Below are 19,702 nucleotides of genomic sequence, written 5' to 3'. Positions count from 1 at the left end.
CCGTTGCGCCGCGCGCGCGAGCTCGCACGCTGGTGCGGCTCGTGCCGCCGCGGGTGACCGTCGTCGTGGGCGCGACCTCATCGCGGCGGGCGGCGCGGTACCGGCGGGCGGACGCCTGCGGGAACGGGCGGGCATCGCGCGGGGAGAGCACGTTCTGGACGGGAGGTGTGACCGTTCTGGTTCGCGATCGCCGGGGATCGCGAACCAGAACGGTCAGGCGGCGAGGAGAAGGCGACACGGGCGCGAGCACGCGACGGACGGGAGGAGCGGTGCCAGGGGGAGCCGCGCCTCCTGGGCTTCAGCGACGGGCGTGCGTGAGCAGGGCGCGGAGGAGACCGGCCACGTGCGGTCCGCGGCCGTAGTGGTCGCGCACCCAAGCGCGGCAGCGCTCGCCGAGGGAGGGGTCGCGGTCGGCGCGGTCGAGGGTGTCGAGGACCTTGGTGGCGAGCGCCTCGGGGTCGGTCGGGTCGACGGTCGACGTCGCCCACTCGCCGGCGAGGATCTCGCCCGTGCCACCGCTCTCGGCGGCGACGACCGGGCGGCCGGCGGACATCGCCTCGACGACGACCCGGCCGAAGCCCTCGGGTTCGATGGAGGGCACGACGACCATGTCGGCGGCGTGGAGCAGGGTGACGACGTCGTCCCGCTCGGGGAGGAGCACGACGGAGCCGGCGGGGAGGGACGCGACGGCGCGTCGGACCTCCTCGGCGTCGTCGGGGTCGGCCGCTCCGGCGAGCACGAGCACGGGCGGGTGGTGCGGCTGCGTGGCGTGGTGCGTGCTGGCGGGCCCGAGCGCGGGGGTGAGGGCACGCACGGCGGCGCGCGGCGCGCGGGCGCGGTGGCGTTCGGCGTCCTGCTCGAGCACGAGGCGCCAGGCCTCGAGCAGTGCGAGCACGCCCTTCGACCGGGTGAGGCGGCCGTAGTAGAGGACGGTGCGGGTGTCGTCGTCGAGCCCGAGGGTGCGGCGTGCGCGGACGGTCGCGGACGGCGCGGCCGCGGGGAAGAGTGCGGTGTCGACGCCGTTCGGGACGACGGTGATCCGCGAGGCCGGGATGCCCACGTCCGCCCACGCACGAGCCATCGCGTGCGAGACGGCCAGGTAGTGCGTGCGGCCGCCGGCGATCGGCCCGAGGCGTCGGTAGTTCGGCGCGTGGTGCAGGTGCACGACGAGCGGGACGCCGGAGACCACGGACGCCACACGACCCCAGGGGAGGTGCTCGGGCCGGTTCAGCCAGATGACGTCGGGGCGCGAGCGGCGGAGACGGAGGCCGTCGAGGACGAACCGTGCGGCGTCGCCGGCTGCGCTGCGGAGGCCGAAGGACCGGTCGCCGGTGCGGTGCAGGGCGACCCCGAGCTCGGCGAACTGGTCGCTGCCGGGCTCGGCGCCGTCGGGTCCCGGGGCGAGGTGGCCGCGGTGCCAGACCTCGACGTCCTGCCCGGCGCGCACGAGCTCGCGGGTGTCCTCGAGGACGCACCGCTCGACCCCGCCGGTGATGGCGAGCCCGTTCGTGACGACCGCGATCCGCAGTCGACGGTCGGGGCGTTCCGGGGCGTGGGTCACGGTGTGCCTCCTCGGGCGATCGCGAGCCTGCGGATGAACCAGGGCAGGCAGCCGAGGACGCCGGCGACGCGGACGATGTTCCACACGAGGTCCTGGGGCACGAGGACGGACACCCCGGCGACGACCACCACGGCCGCCAGCACGAGGACCGTCCGGGCACGCGGGCCGCGCCACTCCCGGCGGTCGGGGAGCGAGAGCTGCTGGAGCGCCGCGAGCACCATGTAGGCGAAGACCGTGGAGACCCCGGCGCCGGCGATGCCGAGCAGCGGGACCAACAGCAGGTTCGCTCCGATGTTGACGGCACCGGCGATGGCCGCGATCACCCCGACGGCGACGCCGCGACGCTCCACGAGCAGGAGCCGTCCGGTCGCGCCGCTGGCGATCACCGGGAACGCCGTGAGCGCCACGATGAAGACCACGACGGTGAGCTCGTGCACGCGGTACGACGCCGGCGCGAGGATCGGGAGCGCGACCGGTGACACGAGGGTGACCGCGAGCAGCACCGGGGCGAGCAGCAGGTACAGCTGGTCCCGGGCGTGCAGGGCCAGCTGTCGACGGGCGACGGCGTCCCGGAGCGCCGCGAAGTGCGGTGCCCAGGCCTGGTTCGTGAAGGTCAGCAGGAGGATCACGGCGGAGCCGACGACGTAGGCGATCTGGTAGCGCGCGACCTCGTCCGGGCCGAGCAGCCGCTGCACGACGATCCGGTCGCCGGCGTTCAGCACGAAGTAGGACAGGTTGCCGAGGGCGATCGGCACGCCGAGCTTGAAGGCCCGTGCGGTGGTCTGGCGGTCGAACAGGCCGGCGAGGCGCGGTCGGGTCGCCGCGAAGCCGATGACCATCGCGGCGGCCTGGGCGAACACGCCGCCCCAGGCGTAGGTCGTGGCGTCGGCGTGCACGAACACGAGCAGGCCGAGGCCGATGATCGAACCGCCGACCGAGGACAGCAGGCTCGTGACCGCGAAGACCCGGATGCGGTCCTGGGCGACCAGGATCGCGAGGGAGAGCTGCACGACCGCGGCGGGGAAGATCCAGAGGACCGCGACGAGCAGGATCGGGTGTTCGCCGACGAACCCGGCGACGTCGCCCCAGAGCGGGATCGTGGCGAGGGCGACCGCGGTGACGACGGCTGCGAGGACGATGCCGACCGCGATGAGCCCGCGGGCCTTCCGGTCGTCACCGCCGTCCTCGGCGCGCTGCAGCACGGACGCCTGGTCGAGTCCCGCGACCGCGAGCACGACGAGCGCCTGGTAGAGCGCGATCGCCGAGGCGAGCACCCCGAACTCGGAGAGCGGCATGAGGTGCGCGAGCACCGGCGAGATCAGCGAGCTCACGACGAGCTGCATCGACCACACGACCACGTACAGCAGGCCACGGCCGAACAGGACGGACGCGCCCTTCTGGACCGCGGTGCTGCCGGTGTCGGGGACGGTGTGGGCGGCGGCCTCGACGGCGGCGGCTGCCTCGGCGGCCTCGACCGCAGCGGCCTTCCGACCGGTGCTGTCGGCGTCGGGCGGGGTGGCTGCGGCGTGGCGGGCCTCGCGGCGGGTCTGGGGAACGGTCACGAGACACCCACCTCCGGGGTCCGGACGTGCTGTCGGAGTCCGAACGCCTGGTCGACGAGGTCGAGCAGGTCCGAGCTCGCAGCGGTCGAGAACTTGCGGGCGAAGAGGTGCGGCATCGCGGTGGGGTCCGTCGTCCATCGTTCGAGGAGTCGACCGGCGTGGGGGAGCGTCAGCCACGGCGGGCTCTTCATCTTCGAGCCGTCCCAGCCGATGAACCACAGGGTGTGCGGGACGTGGTCCTCGGCGAAGCCGTCGACCAGGGCGGGGGAGTTCAGCACGGTCGGCACGAACGACTCGTCGGCGATCCAGGTGCGGCGCCAGAAGCGGACGAGGTCCGGACGGGCATCGACGACCTCGACGACCGCGGCTGCGTGTGCGGCACTGAGGACCTTGAGCTGCGAGCCGCCGGTGAGCACGACGTCACGCGGGATCCGTCGGGGGATCGGCAGGCGGAGCATGTGCTTCCGCCACGCCCAGTGCGGGTACCGCATGCGCGCGACCCCGCCGCTGGCGCCCCACGCCGCGTGCGGGAGGGGGTGCGGGATGAGGAAGGACTGGTCGCGGTGGGCGTCGAGCAGCGCGGTGATCTCGGCGGGGTTCGCCAGCGGGTAGTCGCTGCCGGTCAGCACCGCCACGTGGCGCGCGCCGGTCTCGGCGAGGGCAGCACGGTAGCCGGAGACCTCGGCCGCGACGTTCTCCCACTTCGCCCAGCCCGTCCGCAGTCGCGGCAGGAGGCGGACCCGGTCGGGGAGCCCCTCGGTCATCGCACGGTGCACGTCGTCCGGGGTCCGCGCGTCGACGTGCAGGAACACCGGGAACGGGTCGAGTGCCTCGACGAGTCGTCGGACGTGCTGGGGGTCCTCGTGGGCGAGGACGATGCACGCGAGCGCCGCGGGGGAGTTGGCCATGTCTCGAGTGAACAGGGCCGTCCGGACACCGACAAGGCGGTCCCGGGGCGGGTGCGGGGAAGCGGCGGTTTCCCGCAGCGGTCACCGGCGGCGGCGGTACCTCGGGCAGTCGCAGAGGGCGCAGTCGCTGCCCGGCCGGTAGTGCTCGTGGGCGTCCTGCGCGTGGCCGCACACGCAGACGGCCGTCTCCGTGGTGGCGTGGGACGTCGGCACGGTGACGGGCTCGAGCACGAGCGTGGGCCCCAGCGGCATGCGTCCTCCTCCGACCCGCGCGGTACGGGCAGCTGCACCGATCCTACGGGGCAGGGAGCGACGCGTCCGCCGACAGCGGGGGTCGGGCGTGGAACCGCCCGCGGGGTCACCCGGCGTGGAACCGCCCGCGGGGTCACCCGGCGTGGAACCGCCCGGCCTCGACGTCCCGCCAGCGACGACGGCTGCGGAACCACGCCGCCGGGCCCGCCGGGAAGCCCCGGAGCTCGTGGTAGGCCAGCGACCGCGGCACCCCGGCGTCCGGGACGGCGGGGATCGCAGGGCCGACGGGCGCGGACTCGACGGCAGCGGGGGCCGGTGCGCTGCCGGTGCGCAGTCGTCCGACCGTCTCGCGGAGCTTCACCATCGCGGCGGCGGGCACGAGCCGGGCGAGGACCGCGACGTGCCGCCGGTCCTTGGCGGCGAGGGCGCACATCAGCGCGGTGAACCCGACGCCGTTGCCGTGCAGCTGCTTGTGCAGGTCCTCGATGCTCTGCCGGTGCCGGTGGTGCACGACCGCGCGCGGCTCGAACCCGATGCGCCCACCGCGCCAGAGCGTCTCGATGAACATCGCCAGGTCCTCGCCGCCACGGGCCGGGGAGCCCGCGCCGAGCGTGGTGTCGAACCCGCCGACGGCGTCGATCACCGACCGCCGGAACGCCATGTTGGCGCCCGCGCCGTAGGCACCGATGCCGTACACGGCGAAGTGCTTCACGACCGACCCGTCCGGGCGGACCGCCTGCACCCGCGCGTGCCGCATCGTGCCGGCGACGTCGTCGGGGACGATCGTGACGGGCGCGAAGGTGCGCTCGCCGCTGAACCCGCCGTAGTACGCCTCGTACCAGATCTGCGCCGGCGTCGAGAGCTCGGTGGGGAGGATCACGCCGGACACCGCGTCGAGGTCGGCCTCGCGGACGAACCGCGCTCCGAGTGCGCGCAGCCACTGAGGGTCGACCCGCACGTCGTCGTCGGTGAACGCGACGACCTCGCCGCGGGCGGCGGCGACCCCGGCGTTGCGGCCGGCGGACAGGCCGGGCCGGCGCTCCGTCACGAGGCGCACGCCCCGACCCGCGAGCAGTGCCGGGAGCCGGTCGTCGGCGGGCACTCGGACGCGGTTGTCGACGACGATCACCTCGTGGTCGGGGTAGTCCAGGTGCTCGAGGACGTCGAGCAGTGCGCCGAGGTCCTCGACGCGGTCCACCACCGTCGAGACGACCACGGAGATCGTCGGCAGGAGGGCATCCGGCACCGGTTCGACGTCGGCGAGCACGGTTTCCCGCAGCGATCCGAGCGCACGGGCGGCGTCGGCGGGGTCGTCGGTGAGCTCGACGTCGAGCGTGCCCGTCGGACGCCCGCCGCGGTAGCCGATCACCAGCGCGGACGAGCCCGTGCCGTCCGCGACGAGGCGGGGGAGCGGTGCGTCGAGGTCGACGTCGATCACGCGTCGGGGTGCGGGGAGTGCACGAGCGGTGCTGGTGGTGGCCATGGTGAGGACGGTAGGTGCCAGGCCGCGGCGGCGACAACGGGGAGCGGGGCCGCTGGCGGTGATCGTGCGGAACCCCGCACGGCCGCGCTGACGAGCCCCCGGACGAGGGTGAGCGCTCACACCCGAAAAGCGAACGGCGCACGGTGGTCACGAGCAGGTCACGGAATCTTTGCAACCGGTTGCGAACGGCTGAGAGCGGGCGTAGCTTCCTCCTCCAGCAGGCAGCGTCGCCTGCTCCAGGCAGCGTCGACCCGATGGTCCTCGCCTGGTGATCTCAACGTGGAGACGACACTGTGAAGACAACACGCGCCAAAGTGCGGTTCGCATCCGTAGCGGGGATCGCGGTCATCGGCCTCGTGCTGACCGGGTGCTCGAGCGGCAGCTCGGCGTCGGACGACGCCAAGAACGGTCAGGACAGCCGCGGGCCCATCACCTACGTGCAGGGCAAGGACAACTCGAACGTCGTCCGCCCCCTGATCGCGAAGTGGAACAAGGCCCACCCCGACGAGAAGGTCACCTTCAAGGAGCAGTCCGACCAGGCCGACCAGCAGCACGACGACCTCGTGCAGCACTTCCAGGCGAAGGACGCGAACTACGACGTCGTCGACGTGGACGTCGTCTGGACCGCCGAGTTCGCGGCGAAGGGCTGGCTCACCCCGCTCACCGGCAGCATGAAGATCGACACGTCGAAGCTCCTGCCGGCCACCGTCAAGACGGCCACCTACAACAACACGCTCTACGCGGCACCGCAGACCTCCGACGGCGCGCTGCTCTACTACCGCAAGGACCTCGTCAAGACGCCCCCGACCACCTGGGACGAGATGATGAAGGACTGCGACATCGCCAAGCAGGCCGGCATCGGCTGCTACGCCGGGCAGTTCGCGAAGTACGAGGGCCTGACCGTGAACGCCTCCGAGGCGATCAACGGCTCCGGCGGCTCGGTCCTCAGCAAGGGCGGCACGCCGGACGTCGACACGTCCGACGCGAAGGCCGGCCTGCAGAACCTGGTCGACGCCTTCAAGGACGGCAACATCCCCGCCGAGGCGATCACCTACCAGGAGGAGCAGGGCCGCACCGCCTTCGAGGCCGGCAAGCTCCTGTTCCTGCGCAACTGGCCGTACGTCTACAGCCTCGCGAAGACGGACGGGTCGAGCACGGTCAAGGACACCTTCGGCATCGCACCGATCCCCGGCAAGGACGGCACCGGCGCCTCGACGCTCGGCGGTCACAACGCCGCGATCAGCGTGTACTCGAAGCACAAGGCGACCGCGCACGACTTCCTCGAGTTCCTGGAGTCGAACGAGACGCAGAAGTTCTTCGCCACGCAGGGCTCCCTCGCGCCGGTCGTCGGTGACCTCTACACCGACTCCGAGCTGACGAGCAAGCTGCCCTACCTGCCGACCCTGCTCAAGTCCATCGAGTCGGCCGAGCCGCGCCCGGTCACGCCGTTCTACCCGGCCGTGACGAAGGCGATCCAGGACAACACCTACGCCGCGCTCAAGGGATCGAAGAGCGTCGACGAGGCGATGAAGGACATGCAGGCGGCCCTCAAGACGGCCACCAGCAGCGGCAGTTAGCACCCGAGCACGCGGCGTTCGCCGCATCGGACTGGAGGCGCGGGTCGACCCCGCCCCGCGCCTCCCGTCCGTCCCATCCTGCGTTCCGACACCCGGCAAGGAGGCCGTCACGTGTCAGCAGCAACCGAGATCCCCGCCGCCATCCCCAACCCGACGGGCATGGAGCCGCAGAAGCGGCGCAAGGGCGGACTCAACGCCGAGCACGGCCGATGGGCCGTGTACCTCATCGGCCCGACGATCGTGCTCCTCGCCATCGTCATCGGCTACCCGGTGGTCAGCGCGATCATCCAGTCGTTCCAACTCGACCAGGGTCTCGACAAGGCGACCCAGCTCTTCGTCGAGGGCGGCTTCGCCGGCGTGACGAACTACGTGCACTGGCTCGGGCAGCAGTGCGGGAACGTCACCTGCCCACCCGGCAGCCTCGGCTCGCAGTTCTGGGTGTCGATGGGCAACACGTTCTTCTTCACGGTCGTCACCGTCGCCCTGGAGACGGTGATCGGCGTGTGGATGGCGATCATCATGAACCGCAACTTCAAGGGCCGCGCCCTCGTCCGTGCCGCGATCCTCGTGCCGTGGGCCATCCCGACCGCCGTCACCGCGAAGCTCTGGTACTTCATCTTCGACGCGAACGGCGTGCTCAACCACGTCATCGGGCAGCAGATCCTCTGGACGAGCGGCGAGTGGGCGTCCCGGTGGGCGGTCATCATCGCCGACACCTGGAAGACCACGCCGTTCATGGCGCTGCTCATCCTCGCGGGGCTGCAGCTCATCCCGGAAGAGGTCTACGAGGCCGGCAAGATGGACGGCGCCTCCACCGTCCAGCGCTTCGTGCTCATCACCCTGCCGCTCATCAAGCCGGCGCTCATGGTCGCCGTCCTGTTCCGCGTGCTCGACGCGCTGCGCATGTACGACCTGCCGGCGATCCTCACCGGCGGTGGCGGTGGTTCCGGCAACGCCACCACGACCCTGTCGATCCTCGTCGTCGAACAGATCCGGCAGGGCTTCAACTCCGCGTCGGCACTGTCGACCATCACCTTCCTGGTGATCTTCATCGTCGCGTTCGTCTTCGTGCGGTTCCTCGGCGCCAACGTGGTGCAGACGCAGGCCGCCCAGCAGAAGGGGGAGCTCAAGTGACCCTCGCAGCCGACCGTCCCCGGTCCAACGCCCGAGCCCGCGACATCGCCGTCGACCGCAGCGACGTACGGGTCAAGCGCCACACCGGCCCGCGGATCCGCACCGCCGTGCAGGCCGTCGTCATCGCCGTCTGGTGCCTCCTGCCGTTCTACTGGATGGTGGTGACCAGCTTCCGCGACGTCGGGTTCACGTTCGACGCCACACCGTGGCCGACGCACGTCACGCTCGACAACTACGCGACGGCGTTCTCGACGTCGCTCGGCAACCACCTCGGGCGGGCGCTCGCGAACAGCCTCCTCATCGGCGGCGTCGTGACGATCATCGCCCTGCTCGTCGGGACGAGTGCCGCGTACGCCCTGGCCCGTCTGGAGTTCAAGGGCAAGTCGCTCATCGCCGGTGCGATCCTCGCGGCGTCGATGTTCCCGGGCGTCGCGCTCATCTCCCCGTTGTTCCAGCTGTTCACGGACATCGGGTGGATGGGCTCGTACCAGGCGCTGATCCTGCCGAGCATCTCGTTCGTGCTGCCCCTGACCGTCTACACGCTCGCGAGCTTCTTCCGCGAGATGCCGTGGGACCTCGAGGAAGCGGCACGCATCGACGGGTGCACCCGGGTGCAGGCGTTCCGACGGATCATCCTGCCGTTGGCCGCCCCGGCCGTGTTCACGACGGCGATCCTGGCGTTCATCTCCAGCTGGAACGAGTACCTCATCTCCTCCCAGCTCTCGAGCGACGCGACGCAGCCGGTGACCGTGGCGATCGCCTCGTTCGCCGGGTCCCAGCCGCACCAGGAGCCCTACACGGCGGTGATGGCCGCCGGCACGATCGTCACCATCCCGCTCGTGGTCCTCGTGCTCATCTTCCAACGACGCATCGTGGCCGGCCTCACCGCCGGCGGCGTGAAGGGCTGACGACCATGGCACAGCGCGGACCGACCCGGCCCACGGCCCGGATCGAGGAGGCCATCGGCTTCGTCGGCACGTTCGGCATCCTGTTCCTCGGGGCCACGGTGTTCTGCGAGCTCACCGGTCGCCCGGCGCTCGGCTGGGCGCTCACGCTGCTCGTCTGCGTGCTCGGCGTGGTGGTGCTCGACCGGTGGCGGGTGTCGGTGCTCCGCCGCACCCGTTCGACCGACGGTGTCGGCGGGGCGGCGCCGGTCCACGCTTCGGTCGCGCGGCCGTCGGCGGCGCCGGTCGCTGCGGCCGGTGCCGGTCCGTCGGGGTGGCGGTCGGATCCGTCCCGCGTCGCCGTGCAGCCCGCGACGGACGGTCGGGTGCACCGCCACGTCGGCTGGGACGAACTCGCGCCCGCCGGTCGTCGGGCCGCTCGGACGCGGCGCGTTGCCCCGATCCCCGGAGCAGCGCCCGGCACGGCGCTCCCCGGGGCGGGCAGTGCGCTCCCCGGGGCGGGCAGTGCGCCGACGGTCGCGCGAGCGCAGACCGGCCCCGTCGCCGACGTGCGGCGGCCGTCGGACGGGTGACGGGCCTCCCGGGACCGTCCATGGGCATCCAGGAGATCGCGACCGTCACGGGCCTGTCGAAGTCGACGGTGTCCCGCGCACTGCGTGGGATGTCGACGGTCGCGGACACCACGATCGACGAGGTGCGACGGGTCGCCGACGAGCTCGGGTACGTGCCGAGCTCGGCGGCGGCCGGCCTCGCCACGGGGCGGCAGCGTGCGATCGGCGTCGTCGTCCCGGTGATCGACCGGTGGTTCTACGTGAAGGCGCTCGGCGGTGTCGACGCCGAACTGCGGCGGGCCGGGTACGACCTGGTGCTGTACAACCTCGGCGGACCCGGCGGCGACCGCGACCGGGCGTTCCGACGGTCGATGCTGCGGCACCGGGTCGACGGACTCGTCCTGCTGTCGCTCGTGCTCGACGAGACCGAGCGCGCCGAGCTCGAACTCACGCGGCACCCCATGATCGTGATCGGCGGGCCGGCGCCGGGCCTCCGGAACGTCGGCGTGGACGACGTCGCCGTGGCCGGGATCGCCGTCGACCACCTGTGCGGACTCGGGCACCGGGATGTGGCCTACGTCGGCGGACAGGACGAGGCGGGGATGAACGTGGCGGTGCCGTGGCTGCGCCGGGACGGGTTCGTGGACGCCCTCGCCGCGCGGGGGATCGCGGTGCGGGAGGACTGGATCCTCGACGGACGGTTCTCCTTCGCGGGCGGCGTCGACGCGGGGGAGGCGTTGTTCGGCGGGCGTGACGGGCGCCGCGGTGTCGGGCGTGACGGCGCGTGGCCGACCGCGGTGTTCTGCGCGTCGGACGAGATGGCACTCGGGGTGGTGCTCGCCGCGCGTCGAGCGGGCCTCTCGGTGCCGGAGGACGTCTCGGTCATCGGCATCGACGGCCACGAGTACGGCGAGGTCGCCGGGCTGACCACCATCGCCCAGGACCCGGTGGCCCAGGGTCGGGTCGCGGCGCGGGCAGTGCTCGCCGAGGTCGACGGCGGGCTCGCGGGGCCGTTGCCGGCGTCCCCGGCGCACCTCGTGGTGCGGTCGACGACGGGGCCGCCCCGGGCCGTCCGCGCGTAGGCGGTGGCATCGCCGCGCCGCTCCGCCACGCCGCCGCGTAGGGTCGCCCGCATGGAGGTCACCAAGCTCGAGCACGCCTGCCAGATCGTCACCGAGGGCAGCGCGCGCCTCGTCATCGACCCGGGCAACTTCACCCGGCCCGTCGACGTCACCGGTGTCGTCGCCGTCGTCGTCACCCACGAGCACCCGGATCACGTCACGCCCGAGCAGGTCCGGCGGATCCTCGACGCGAACCCCGGGGCGGTCGTGATCGGCCCCGCCGGTGTCGCCCGGGCGCTCGCCGGCGCGAGCGACGCGGGCGGCGCGGACGGCGTCGTGGTGGACGTCGTCACCGCCGGGGACCGTCGCACCATGGGCCCGTTCGACCTGTCGTTCCACGGCATGCGCCACAACCTGATCCACTCGAGCGTCCCGATCGTCGACAACACCGGTGTCCTCGTGAACGGCAGGCTCTTCCACCCGGGCGACTCCTACACGGTGCCCGACGTCCCGGTCGAGGTCCTCGCCGCACCCGTCGGCGCCCCGTGGCTCAAGGTCTCCGAGATGATGGACTACGTCCTCGCGGTCGGGCCCCACCTGGCCTACCCCGTGCACGAGGCAACGCTCTCCGACGTCGGCTACGGCATGCACACCGGTCGTCTCCGCGAGGCGGTGGAGCCCTCCGGCGCGCTCGTCGTCCTCCGTCCCGGGGAGTCCCTCACGATCTGACGGAGCGGTTGTCCCGCCGCGGCATGGCGGCGCACCCGGGCGACACGCCTCGTTTTGGCACGGCGCGGGGCTTGTGCAATACTTGTCGAGTTGTCGGAACGGCCCCATCGTACAGCGGCCTAGTACGTCGCCCTCTCACGGCGGTAACGCGGGTTCGAATCCCGCTGGGGTCACCACAGGTGGCTTGCCTCCGACTCCGACAACGACCATGACCCCCGCTTCCGGGCGGGGGATTCCCATGTGTGACGGCCCCATCGTACAGCGGCCTAGTACGTCGCCCTCTCACGGCGGTAACGCGGGTTCGAATCCCGCTGGGGTCACACCAGCACGAAAGCCCTCCGGTCCGCCGGGGGGCTTTCGTCGTCCCGATCGGCTCTGCGAGGCTGACGGGGTGACCAGTGTCGTGCAGCTCATCCGTTCCGGTGCCCTCAGCGACGTCGCGGAGTACGCGTACGCCGCGTCCGTGCCCGCCGGCAGCCGACTCGTGTTCCTCGCCGGCGCGTGCCCCCTCGACGCCGACGGCCGGACCGTGGCCGTGGGCGACGTCCGCGGTCAGGCGGCGCAGTGCGTCGAGAACCTCCGCACCGCGCTCGACGCCGCGGGGGCCGGGATCGCCGACCTCGCCCAGACCCGGGTCCTCGTCGCGTCGACGCGGCAGGCCGACCTCGTGGCCGCGTGGGAGGTCGTCCGCGAGGCCGTGGGCGACCACGACGTGCCGAGCACCCTCGTCGGGGTGACCGTCCTCGGGTACGACGACCAGCTCGTCGAGATCGAGGGCATCGCGGCCGTCGCGGACTGACGCGGTACGCTGATCCGGTCGTCAGACCCGGCAGTGGGGCCTGCCGGACCCAACCGCGGCCAGCCGCCAACGGTCCCTATCCCGAGAACACCGCACGCGCGGAGACGATCCGGCGTGCTCGGCGATAGGAGCACCATGCACGAACGTCCACTCCACCTCCGCTGGTCGATGCTCGGCGTCGTCGCACTCGGCGGGGCGATCGGCACCGGTGTCCGAGCGCTCCTCGCCGAGGTCTTCCCCGCGCACGCCGGCATCAGCTGGGCGATCTTCGCGATCAACGTCGTCGGCGCGTTCTGCCTCGGCCTCCTGCTCGAGGCGTTGGCGCACCGCGGCCCGGACGTCGGGCGTCGTCGGGGCCTGCGGTTGTTCGTCGGCACCGGGATCCTCGGCGGCTTCACGACCTACAGCACGCTCGCCGACGACACCGCGCAGCTGCTCGACGTCGGTCGCTGGGGTGCCGGTAGCGGGTACGCCCTGCTCACGGTGGCGGCGGGGCTGCTCGCCGTCGTGGCCGGCATCGGGCTCGCCACGGTGCTCCGGTCCGGAGGAGCCCGGTGAACGCCCTCGAACTGCTCCTCGTCGCGGTCGGCGGGGGAGTCGGCGCGGCGCTGCGCTTCCTCCTCGACGGCGTCGTGAAGGCCCGGGTGTCCGGCTTCCCGCTCGGCACGGTCGTCATCAACGTGTCCGGATCGCTCGTCCTCGGGGTCCTGACGGGCCTCGGGCAGGCGGGCACGATCCCGCTCCCGGTCGTCACGGTGCTCGGAACGGGCATGATGGGTGGGTACACGACGTTCTCGACGGCGAGCGTCGAGACCGTACAGCTCCTCCGATCCGGCAAGCCCCGGCTCGCCGTCCTGAACGGCCTCGGGATGCTCGTCGTCTCGGTCGGCGCAGCCGCGCTCGGCCTGCTCATCGGAAGGAACACATGACCTCGGAACGCCCCGGCGAACTCGTCCTCGTCCGTCACGGAGAGACGGAGTGGTCGAAGAGCGGGCAGCACACCGGCCGCACCGACATCCCGCTCACCGAGAACGGCATCGAGCAGGCGAAGCGCGCCGGCCGGTACCTGGCGGACCGCACGTTCGCGCTGGCACTGTCCAGCCCGTTGCAGCGTGCCCGCGACACGGCGGCGCTCGTCGGTGTCGACGCGGAGCTCGACGAGGACCTCTACGAATGGGACTACGGCGCGTACGAGGGGCTCACCACGCCGCAGATCAAGGTCCTCCGGCACGGCCCGTGGGACCTCTGGACCGACGGCGTGCCCGCCGGTGACACCCCCGGCGAGAACGCCGCCGAGGTCCGGGTCCGCGTCGAGCGCATCCTCAACCGTGCCCGACCGGTCCTCGCCGAGGGGCAGGACGCGATCGTCGTCGCCCACGGGCACGTCCTCCGCGCGCTCGGCGCCGCGTGGATCCGCCTCGCACCGCAGGACGGCGCCGTGCTGAAGCTCGGCACCGCCTCGGTGAGCGTGCTCGGGTACGAGCACGGCCGTCCCGTCATCGACGCCTGGAACATCCAGCCCCGCGACTGACGCGTCCGCGCACGCGTCCGCAGCGGGTCTGCGGCGGCCTGCTGCGGACGGGAGGCGCGGTGCCGGCCCGACCCGCGCCTCCTGTCCGCGCAGCCCGCGTCAGACGGTGCGGATCGCGCTCGTCGCGCCCAGCGCGCGACCGCGCCGCCGCTCGATCCCACGCCCCACGAACAGCAGCGCGACACTGACGAGCGCGCCCAGGGTGGTCTGCGCGACGCGGTCGAGCGCGAGGAGCTCCGGCGCCTCGGGCAGGCTCAGCCACGACACGGCGAGCGCGAGCGGCGTGAGGAAGAGCAGGCACACGGCGTAGTGCCGCGCGACGAAGATCTCGGCGAAGAACTGCCCGACGACGGCGATCAGGACGATCCACCACGCCGAGGGCTCCAGCAGCAGGATGCCCACCGCGATCACGGTGCCGCCGATCGTGCCGATGAACCGCTGGAACGCCCGGAACACCGTGTGCCGCTGGCGCAGTGCGGGCAGCGTCGACACCACGGCGATGACCGCCCAGTAGGGGTGCCCGAGCCCGGGGATCGTCTCGGCGACGGCCCCGGCGACGAGCGCTCCGACCACGTTGAGGGCCACGGTCTCCCACAGCGCGGGCGTCCGGAGCACCGCGAGCGAACGGTGCTTGCGCTCTGCCAGCGGCCGGAACCGGTGCGGGGCGTGCGGGTGCAGCACCAGGCGCAGGACGGAGCCGGACATCGCGACGAGCCAGGCCCAGACGACCGAGCACACGATGATCGTGGCGATGACCGGGACGTCGTCCGGCCGGACCGGCACGAGCGACGAGACGAGGAACGCGAACACCGGGAAGATCGGCTGCGCCGGGATCGAGCGGAGGGCGCTGAGCGTGCAGACGGCGAGGACGAGCACGAGGACGAGCCCGACCGCCTGCATCCAGAGCTGCGACCCGGCCAGGGCGACACCCACGCCGGCGGCCATGCACGCAGCCTGCATCCCGCCGGCGACACCGGTCGTCACCGCACGCTGCCGGTAGGGCTCGGTGGCGCCGAAGATCGCCGTGAACCCGGCGAACATGGCGAAGGCGGCGTACCCGGGCATCCCGAGGGCGATGAGCAGCGCGAGCGGGGCGCCACCGGCGACCGCGGCGCGGATCGCGCCCTCGATGTTGATGGTCCGGGTCGAGTGCGCAGGTGTCGTCATGTCGCGACCATCTTCCCACCGCGACGGGTGTCGCGGAGTCGAACCGCGCCTCCAGGCCGCCGGACAGACGCGGGAGCACGTTGGTATACCAACCTGCTAGACTCGCCGGACCGAGCCGCGACAGCGGCGCATCGACGACAACGAGGAAGGGTCGGGCCGATGGGAAAGACGCTCGCCGAGAAGGTGTGGGACGACCACGTCGTGGTCAAGGGCGAGGACGGCAACCCCGACCTCCTCTACATCGACCTCCACCTCGTGCACGAGGTCACGAGTCCGCAGGCGTTCGACGGCCTGCGCCAGGCCGGCCGTCCGGTGCGCCGCCTGGACCTGACGATCGCGACCGAGGACCACAACACCCCGACCCTCGCGATCGACCGTCCGATCGCGGACCCGACCAGCCGGACCCAGATCGAGACGCTCCGTCGCAACTGCGAGGAGTTCGGCGTCCGCCTGCACTCCCTGGGCGACAAGGAGCAGGGCATCGTCCACGTGGTCGGTCCCCAGCTCGGCCTGACCATGCCCGGCATCACGGTGGTCTGCGGCGACTCGCACACCAGCACGCACGGGGCGTTCGGTGCGATGGCGTTCGGCATCGGGACGTCCGAGGTCGAGCACGTCCTCGCGACCCAGACCCTGCCGCTCAAGCCCTTCAAGACCATGGCGATCACGGTCGAGGGCACGCTGCGTCCGGGCGTGACGGCGAAGGACATCATCCTCGCCGTCATCGCGAAGATCGGCACGGGCGGCGGGCAGGGCTACGTGCTCGAGTACCGCGGCTCGGCGATCCGTGCGCTCTCGATGGAGGGCCGCATGACGATCTGCAACATGTCGATCGAGGCCGGTGCCCGCGCCGGCATGGTCGCCCCCGACCAGACCACCTACGACTACGTGCAGGGTCGCGACCACGCCCCGACCGGCCAGGACTGGGACGACGCCGTCGCGTACTGGGACACCCTGTCGACCGACGACGACGCGGTGTTCGACGCCGAGGTCTTCATCGACGCCGACGAGCTCGAGCCCTTCGTCACCTGGGGCACGAACCCCGGCCAGGGCGTCTCGCTGTCCGAGAGCGTGCCGTCGCCCGCGGACTTCGACGACCCGAACGACCAGGCCGCCGCGCAGCGTGCGCTCGAGTACATGGACATCGCGGCCGGCACCCCGATGAAGGACATCGCCGTCGACGCGGTCTTCATGGGGTCGTGCACGAACTCGCGCATCGAGGACCTCCGGGCCTTCGCGTCGATCATCCAGGGCCGCAAGAAGGCCGACGGGGTCCGGGTCATGGTCGTGCCCGGGTCCGCACGGGTCCGTCTCGAGGCCGAGGCCGAGGGGCTGGACAAGGTCATCACGGAGTTCGGCGCCGAGTGGCGGTTCGCCGGCTGCTCGATGTGCCTGGGCATGAACCCCGACCAGCTCGCGCCGGGGGAGCGCTGCGCGAGCACGTCGAACCGCAACTTCGAGGGACGTCAGGGCAAGGGAGGGCGCACCCACCTGGTGTCCCCGCTCGTGGCCGCGGCGACCGCCGTGCGCGGCACGCTCTCCAGCCCGTGGGACCTGGAGACGTCCGAGTCGAACGCCGTCCTGGAAGGGGCACACTGATGGACAAGATCTCGACCGTCACCGGAATCGCCGCACCGCTCAAGCGGTCCAACGTCGACACCGACCAGATCATCCCCGCGGTCTACCTCAAGCGGGTCACGAAGACCGGCTTCGAGGACGCCCTGTTCTCCGGCTGGCGCCAGGACCCCGACTTCGTGCTGAACCAGCCCGAGTACCAGGGCGCGAAGGTCCTGGTGGCAGGCCCGGACTTCGGCACCGGCTCGTCGCGTGAGCACGCCGTCTGGGCACTGCGTGACTTCGGCTTCGCGGTCGTCATCTCGCCTCGCTTCGCCGACATCTTCAAGGGCAACGCGGGCAAGCAGGGACTGGTCACCGCGATCGTGACCGAATCGGAAGTCGAGCGGCTCTGGGCCGAGATCGAGCGGAACCCGGGGGTGTCGGCGACCGTGGACCTGGTGGCGCAGCGCGTGTCGCTCGGGGATGTGGACGTCCCCTTCGAGATCGACGCTTACACTCGTTGGCGGTTGATGGAAGGGCTCGACGACATCGGGCTCACCCTCCGTGACGAGACCTCGATCACGGAGTTCGAATCCCGCCGCTCCCGTTGGCGGCCGAAGACATTGCCGGTGAAGTAGTGAACTCTCTCGTACAGGACGCAGCGGCCGCAGGGGCGCGCGTGGGCCTCAAGTCGGACGAGATCGTCATCCGCGGGGGCAAGCCGCTCGTGGGACGCATCGAGGTCCGCGGGGCGAAGAACCTCGCGACCAAGGCCATGGTTGCGTCGCTGCTCGGTGACACCCCGTCGATCCTCAAGGACGTCCCGGACATCTCCGACGTCAAGGTCGTCCGCGGGCTGCTCGAGGTGCACGGCGTGCGCATCACCGATCCTGCACGAGGCGAGCTCATCCTCGACCCGTCGAACGTCGAGTCGGCGCACTTCGCCGAGATCGACGCCCACGCCGGTTCGAGCCGCATCCCGATCCTGTTCTGCGGTCCGCTGCTGCACAAGCTCGGCGAGGCGTTCATCCCCGACCTCGGTGGCTGCCGCATCGGCGACCGCCCGATCGACTTCCACCTCGACGCCCTCCGTGCCATGGGCGCGGTCGTCGACAAGCAGGTCAACGGCATCCACCTCACCGCCCCGGACGGCCTCAAGGGCGCGTACATCGAGCTGCCGTACCCGAGCGTCGGCGCCACCGAGCAGGTCCTGCTGTCCGCGACCCTCGCCGAGGGCGTCACGGAGCTCCGGAACGCCGCGATCGAGCCCGAGATCATGGACCTCATCGCGATCCTGCAGAAGATGGGCGCCATCGTCTCGGTCGAGCCGAACCGCGTCATCTTCATCGAGGGCGTGCAGTCGCTCCGCGGTTACACGCACCGTGCGATCAACGACCGCAACGAGGCCGCCAGCTGGGCCTCCGCCGCGCTCGCGACCAACGGCGACATCTTCGTCGAGGGTGCGAAGCAGCAGGAGCTCATGACGTTCCTCAACGTCTTCCGAAAGGTCGGCGGCGGGTTCGACATCCAAGAGGACGGCATCCGCTTCTACCGCGAGCTCGAGGTCCTCAAGCCGGTCGTCATCGAGACGGACGTGCACCCCGGGTTCATGACGGACTGGCAGCAGCCGCTCGTCGTGGCCCTGACCCAGGCCGCCGGGCAGAGCATCGTGCACGAGACCGTGTACGAGAACCGCTTCGGCTTCACCGACGCCCTGAACGAGATGGGCGCGGACATCGTCGTCCACAAGGAGGGCCTGCCCGGGCACGACCGTCGCGTCGCCCGCCGTCCCTTCGAGCAGGCCGCGGTCATCACCGGCCCGACGACGCTCCACGCCGCCAACGTCCGCGTCCCGGACCTCCGCGGCGGCTTCAGCCACCTCATCGCGGCACTCACCGCCGAGGGCGAGTCCCACATCACGAACGTCGGCATCATCAGCCGCGGCTACGAGCACTTCATCCCGAAGCTGCGCAAGCTCGGCGCCGACTTCGACTTCGCGGGCTAGCGCGGTGACTGCTGCTCCGGCATCTCGCGGTGACGGTGAGGGCCAGGAGGCGCGGCGCGCCTCCGCCTCGCAGGTCACCACCGGCATGCCCGTCCCTGGGCGCCGGTGGCGCCGCGGCGAGCTGAACACGGCCTTCCGGATCCTCGCGACCGTGGTCATCCCGACCTTCCGCTTCTCCGCGCGCTACCACTGGCACGGCCCGAACCGGTTGCCGGCCGAGGGTGCGTTCGTGCTCGCACCGAACCACTTCACCAACATCGACCCGCTCGTCGTCGGCACGGCGGTCTGGCTGTCCCGTCGGGCGCCGCGCTTCCTCGCGAAGGCGTCGCTCTTCAAGGTCCCGGTCTTCGGCAAGATCATGTCCGGCATGGGCCAGATCCCCGTCGAGCGTTCCGGCCGTACCCGGCTGAGCGACCCGCTCGGTGGCGGCCGGTCCCTCATCGAGCAGGGCGGCGCCATCATCGTCTACCCCGAGGGCACGCTCACCCGTGACCCCGACCTGTGGCCGATGCGCGGCAAGACCGGCGCAGTGCGGATCGCGCTCGAGAACGACGTGCCGCTCATCCCGATGGCCCACTGGGGCACGCAGAACATCATGGCGCGGTACGGCAAGAAGCTCCGGCTCATCCCGCCGTCGCGTGTGGACGTCATCGTCGGCGACCCCGTCGACCTGTCGGCGTACCGCGGCAAGCCGATCGACCAGCAGGTGCTCGTCGAGGCGACCGAGCTGCTCATGCGGCACATCACCGCGCTGCTCGAGGAGCTCCGCGGGCAGCAGGCACCCCCGACCCGCTGGGACCCGGCGGCGAACAACCAGAAGGAGACCGGCCGGTTTGAGTGAGCAGCGACCGGGCCTCCGCCCGCACGATGACCACCCGGACCCCGCGGTCGCAGCCCCCGGAGCGGTGGACACCGCCGCG

20 protein-coding genes and 2 tRNA genes are annotated in these 19,702 nt (G+C 71.8%); 16 read left to right on the top strand and 6 right to left on the bottom strand.

Annotation, left to right across the window (positions count from 1 at the left end; translation table 11 throughout):
• Window positions 1–298: 298 nt before the first annotated feature.
• The 5 genes from HWD93_RS06450 to HWD93_RS06430 all read right to left on the bottom strand — a co-directional run bounded on the left by HWD93_RS06450 (window position 299) and on the right by HWD93_RS06430 (window position 5,766).
• On the bottom strand, window positions 299–1,561 hold the full coding sequence (locus tag HWD93_RS06450) for a glycosyltransferase family 4 protein (protein ID WP_261646392.1): 1,263 nt from the start codon (window positions 1,559–1,561) through the stop codon (window positions 299–301).
• Complete coding sequence (locus tag HWD93_RS06445; protein WP_139201990.1) at window positions 1,558–3,123, bottom strand: lipopolysaccharide biosynthesis protein; 1,566 nt, start codon at window positions 3,121–3,123, stop codon at window positions 1,558–1,560. The genes HWD93_RS06450 and HWD93_RS06445 overlap by 4 nt, the downstream gene beginning before the upstream one ends.
• Entirely contained in the window at window positions 3,120–4,031 is a 912-nt protein-coding gene (locus HWD93_RS06440) for a beta-1,6-N-acetylglucosaminyltransferase (RefSeq protein WP_261646391.1), read from the bottom strand. Before HWD93_RS06440 ends, HWD93_RS06445 begins: the two co-directional genes overlap by 4 nt.
• A gap of 81 nt (window positions 4,032–4,112) precedes the next feature.
• Window positions 4,113–4,283 carry a hypothetical protein gene (locus tag HWD93_RS06435; protein ID WP_156794728.1) on the bottom strand — a complete coding sequence of 57 codons (171 nt, stop codon included), beginning with the start codon at window positions 4,281–4,283 and terminating at the stop codon, window positions 4,113–4,115.
• A 133-nt stretch (window positions 4,284–4,416) separates the two neighbouring features.
• Window positions 4,417–5,766, bottom strand: coding sequence for a glycosyltransferase (locus HWD93_RS06430; protein ID WP_229086639.1), 1,350 nt, complete (start codon window positions 5,764–5,766; stop codon window positions 4,417–4,419).
• Between the two features lie 314 nt (window positions 5,767–6,080).
• On the opposite strand from HWD93_RS06430, the gene HWD93_RS06425 reads away from it, so the two are divergent.
• The 12 genes from HWD93_RS06425 to HWD93_RS06370 all read left to right on the top strand — a co-directional run bounded on the left by HWD93_RS06425 (window position 6,081) and on the right by HWD93_RS06370 (window position 14,053).
• Window positions 6,081–7,343, top strand: a complete 1,263-nt coding sequence (locus HWD93_RS06425) for an ABC transporter substrate-binding protein (RefSeq protein WP_254790905.1) — start codon at window positions 6,081–6,083, stop codon at window positions 7,341–7,343.
• Window positions 7,344–7,502: 159 nt separating this feature from the next.
• Window positions 7,503–8,477 (top strand): carbohydrate ABC transporter permease, encoded by a 975-nt coding sequence (locus HWD93_RS06420; protein WP_071296132.1) that lies wholly within the window; start codon window positions 7,503–7,505, stop codon window positions 8,475–8,477.
• Window positions 8,478–8,572: 95 nt separating this feature from the next.
• Window positions 8,573–9,385, top strand: a complete 813-nt coding sequence (locus tag HWD93_RS06415; protein WP_374115145.1) for a carbohydrate ABC transporter permease — start codon at window positions 8,573–8,575, stop codon at window positions 9,383–9,385.
• Between the two features lie 5 nt (window positions 9,386–9,390).
• Window positions 9,391–9,954 (top strand): hypothetical protein, encoded by a 564-nt coding sequence (locus HWD93_RS06410; protein ID WP_261646390.1) that lies wholly within the window; start codon window positions 9,391–9,393, stop codon window positions 9,952–9,954.
• A gap of 20 nt (window positions 9,955–9,974) precedes the next feature.
• The gene (locus tag HWD93_RS06405; RefSeq protein WP_261646389.1) at window positions 9,975–11,015 is read left to right on the top strand and encodes a LacI family DNA-binding transcriptional regulator; all 1,041 of its coding nucleotides are present in this window, start codon (window positions 9,975–9,977) and stop codon (window positions 11,013–11,015) included.
• Between the two features lie 51 nt (window positions 11,016–11,066).
• Entirely contained in the window at window positions 11,067–11,723 is a 657-nt protein-coding gene (locus tag HWD93_RS06400; RefSeq protein ID WP_261646388.1) for an MBL fold metallo-hydrolase, read from the top strand.
• A 100-nt stretch (window positions 11,724–11,823) separates the two neighbouring features.
• A tRNA-Glu gene (locus tag HWD93_RS06395) sits at window positions 11,824–11,899 on the top strand.
• Between the two features lie 71 nt (window positions 11,900–11,970).
• A tRNA-Glu gene (locus HWD93_RS06390) sits at window positions 11,971–12,043 on the top strand.
• Window positions 12,044–12,114: 71 nt separating this feature from the next.
• Window positions 12,115–12,522 (top strand): RidA family protein, encoded by a 408-nt coding sequence (locus HWD93_RS06385; protein ID WP_175475873.1) that lies wholly within the window; start codon window positions 12,115–12,117, stop codon window positions 12,520–12,522.
• Between the two features lie 135 nt (window positions 12,523–12,657).
• Window positions 12,658–13,080, top strand: a complete 423-nt coding sequence (locus tag HWD93_RS06380; protein WP_261646387.1) for a CrcB family protein — start codon at window positions 12,658–12,660, stop codon at window positions 13,078–13,080.
• A complete protein-coding gene (gene crcB / locus HWD93_RS06375; RefSeq protein WP_261646386.1) occupies window positions 13,077–13,451 on the top strand; it encodes a fluoride efflux transporter CrcB in 375 nt (124 codons plus the stop codon). The genes HWD93_RS06380 and crcB overlap by 4 nt, the downstream gene beginning before the upstream one ends.
• Complete coding sequence (locus HWD93_RS06370) at window positions 13,448–14,053, top strand: histidine phosphatase family protein (protein ID WP_070416429.1); 606 nt, start codon at window positions 13,448–13,450, stop codon at window positions 14,051–14,053. Before crcB ends, HWD93_RS06370 begins: the two co-directional genes overlap by 4 nt.
• A gap of 99 nt (window positions 14,054–14,152) precedes the next feature.
• Here the strand turns inward: HWD93_RS06370 and HWD93_RS06365 are convergent, their stop codons facing one another.
• The gene (locus HWD93_RS06365) at window positions 14,153–15,220 is read right to left on the bottom strand and encodes an FUSC family protein (protein WP_261646385.1); all 1,068 of its coding nucleotides are present in this window, start codon (window positions 15,218–15,220) and stop codon (window positions 14,153–14,155) included.
• Between the two features lie 159 nt (window positions 15,221–15,379).
• Between HWD93_RS06365 and leuC the strand changes: the two genes are divergently transcribed.
• From leuC to HWD93_RS06345, 4 genes are read left to right on the top strand one after another with little or no spacing between them, the layout of a single operon-like run.
• Window positions 15,380–16,819, top strand: a complete 1,440-nt coding sequence (gene leuC, locus HWD93_RS06360; protein ID WP_071302179.1) for a 3-isopropylmalate dehydratase large subunit — start codon at window positions 15,380–15,382, stop codon at window positions 16,817–16,819.
• A complete protein-coding gene (gene leuD, locus HWD93_RS06355; RefSeq protein ID WP_071296139.1) occupies window positions 16,819–17,415 on the top strand; it encodes a 3-isopropylmalate dehydratase small subunit in 597 nt (198 codons plus the stop codon). The genes leuC and leuD overlap by 1 nt, the downstream gene beginning before the upstream one ends.
• A complete protein-coding gene (gene murA, locus HWD93_RS06350; RefSeq protein WP_071296140.1) occupies window positions 17,415–18,782 on the top strand; it encodes a UDP-N-acetylglucosamine 1-carboxyvinyltransferase in 1,368 nt (455 codons plus the stop codon). The genes leuD and murA overlap by 1 nt, the downstream gene beginning before the upstream one ends.
• A 4-nt stretch (window positions 18,783–18,786) precedes the next feature.
• Window positions 18,787–19,623 (top strand): lysophospholipid acyltransferase family protein, encoded by an 837-nt coding sequence (locus HWD93_RS06345; protein WP_261646384.1) that lies wholly within the window; start codon window positions 18,787–18,789, stop codon window positions 19,621–19,623.
• The last annotated feature ends 79 nt before the right edge of the window (window positions 19,624–19,702 follow it).

Source organism: Curtobacterium sp. C2H10, assembly GCF_025407985.1.
Classification (GTDB): Bacteria; Actinomycetota; Actinomycetes; order Actinomycetales; family Microbacteriaceae; genus Curtobacterium.
Note: the sequence above shows the minus strand (reverse complement) of the source record. Positions and strands in the feature narration are given on the sequence as shown.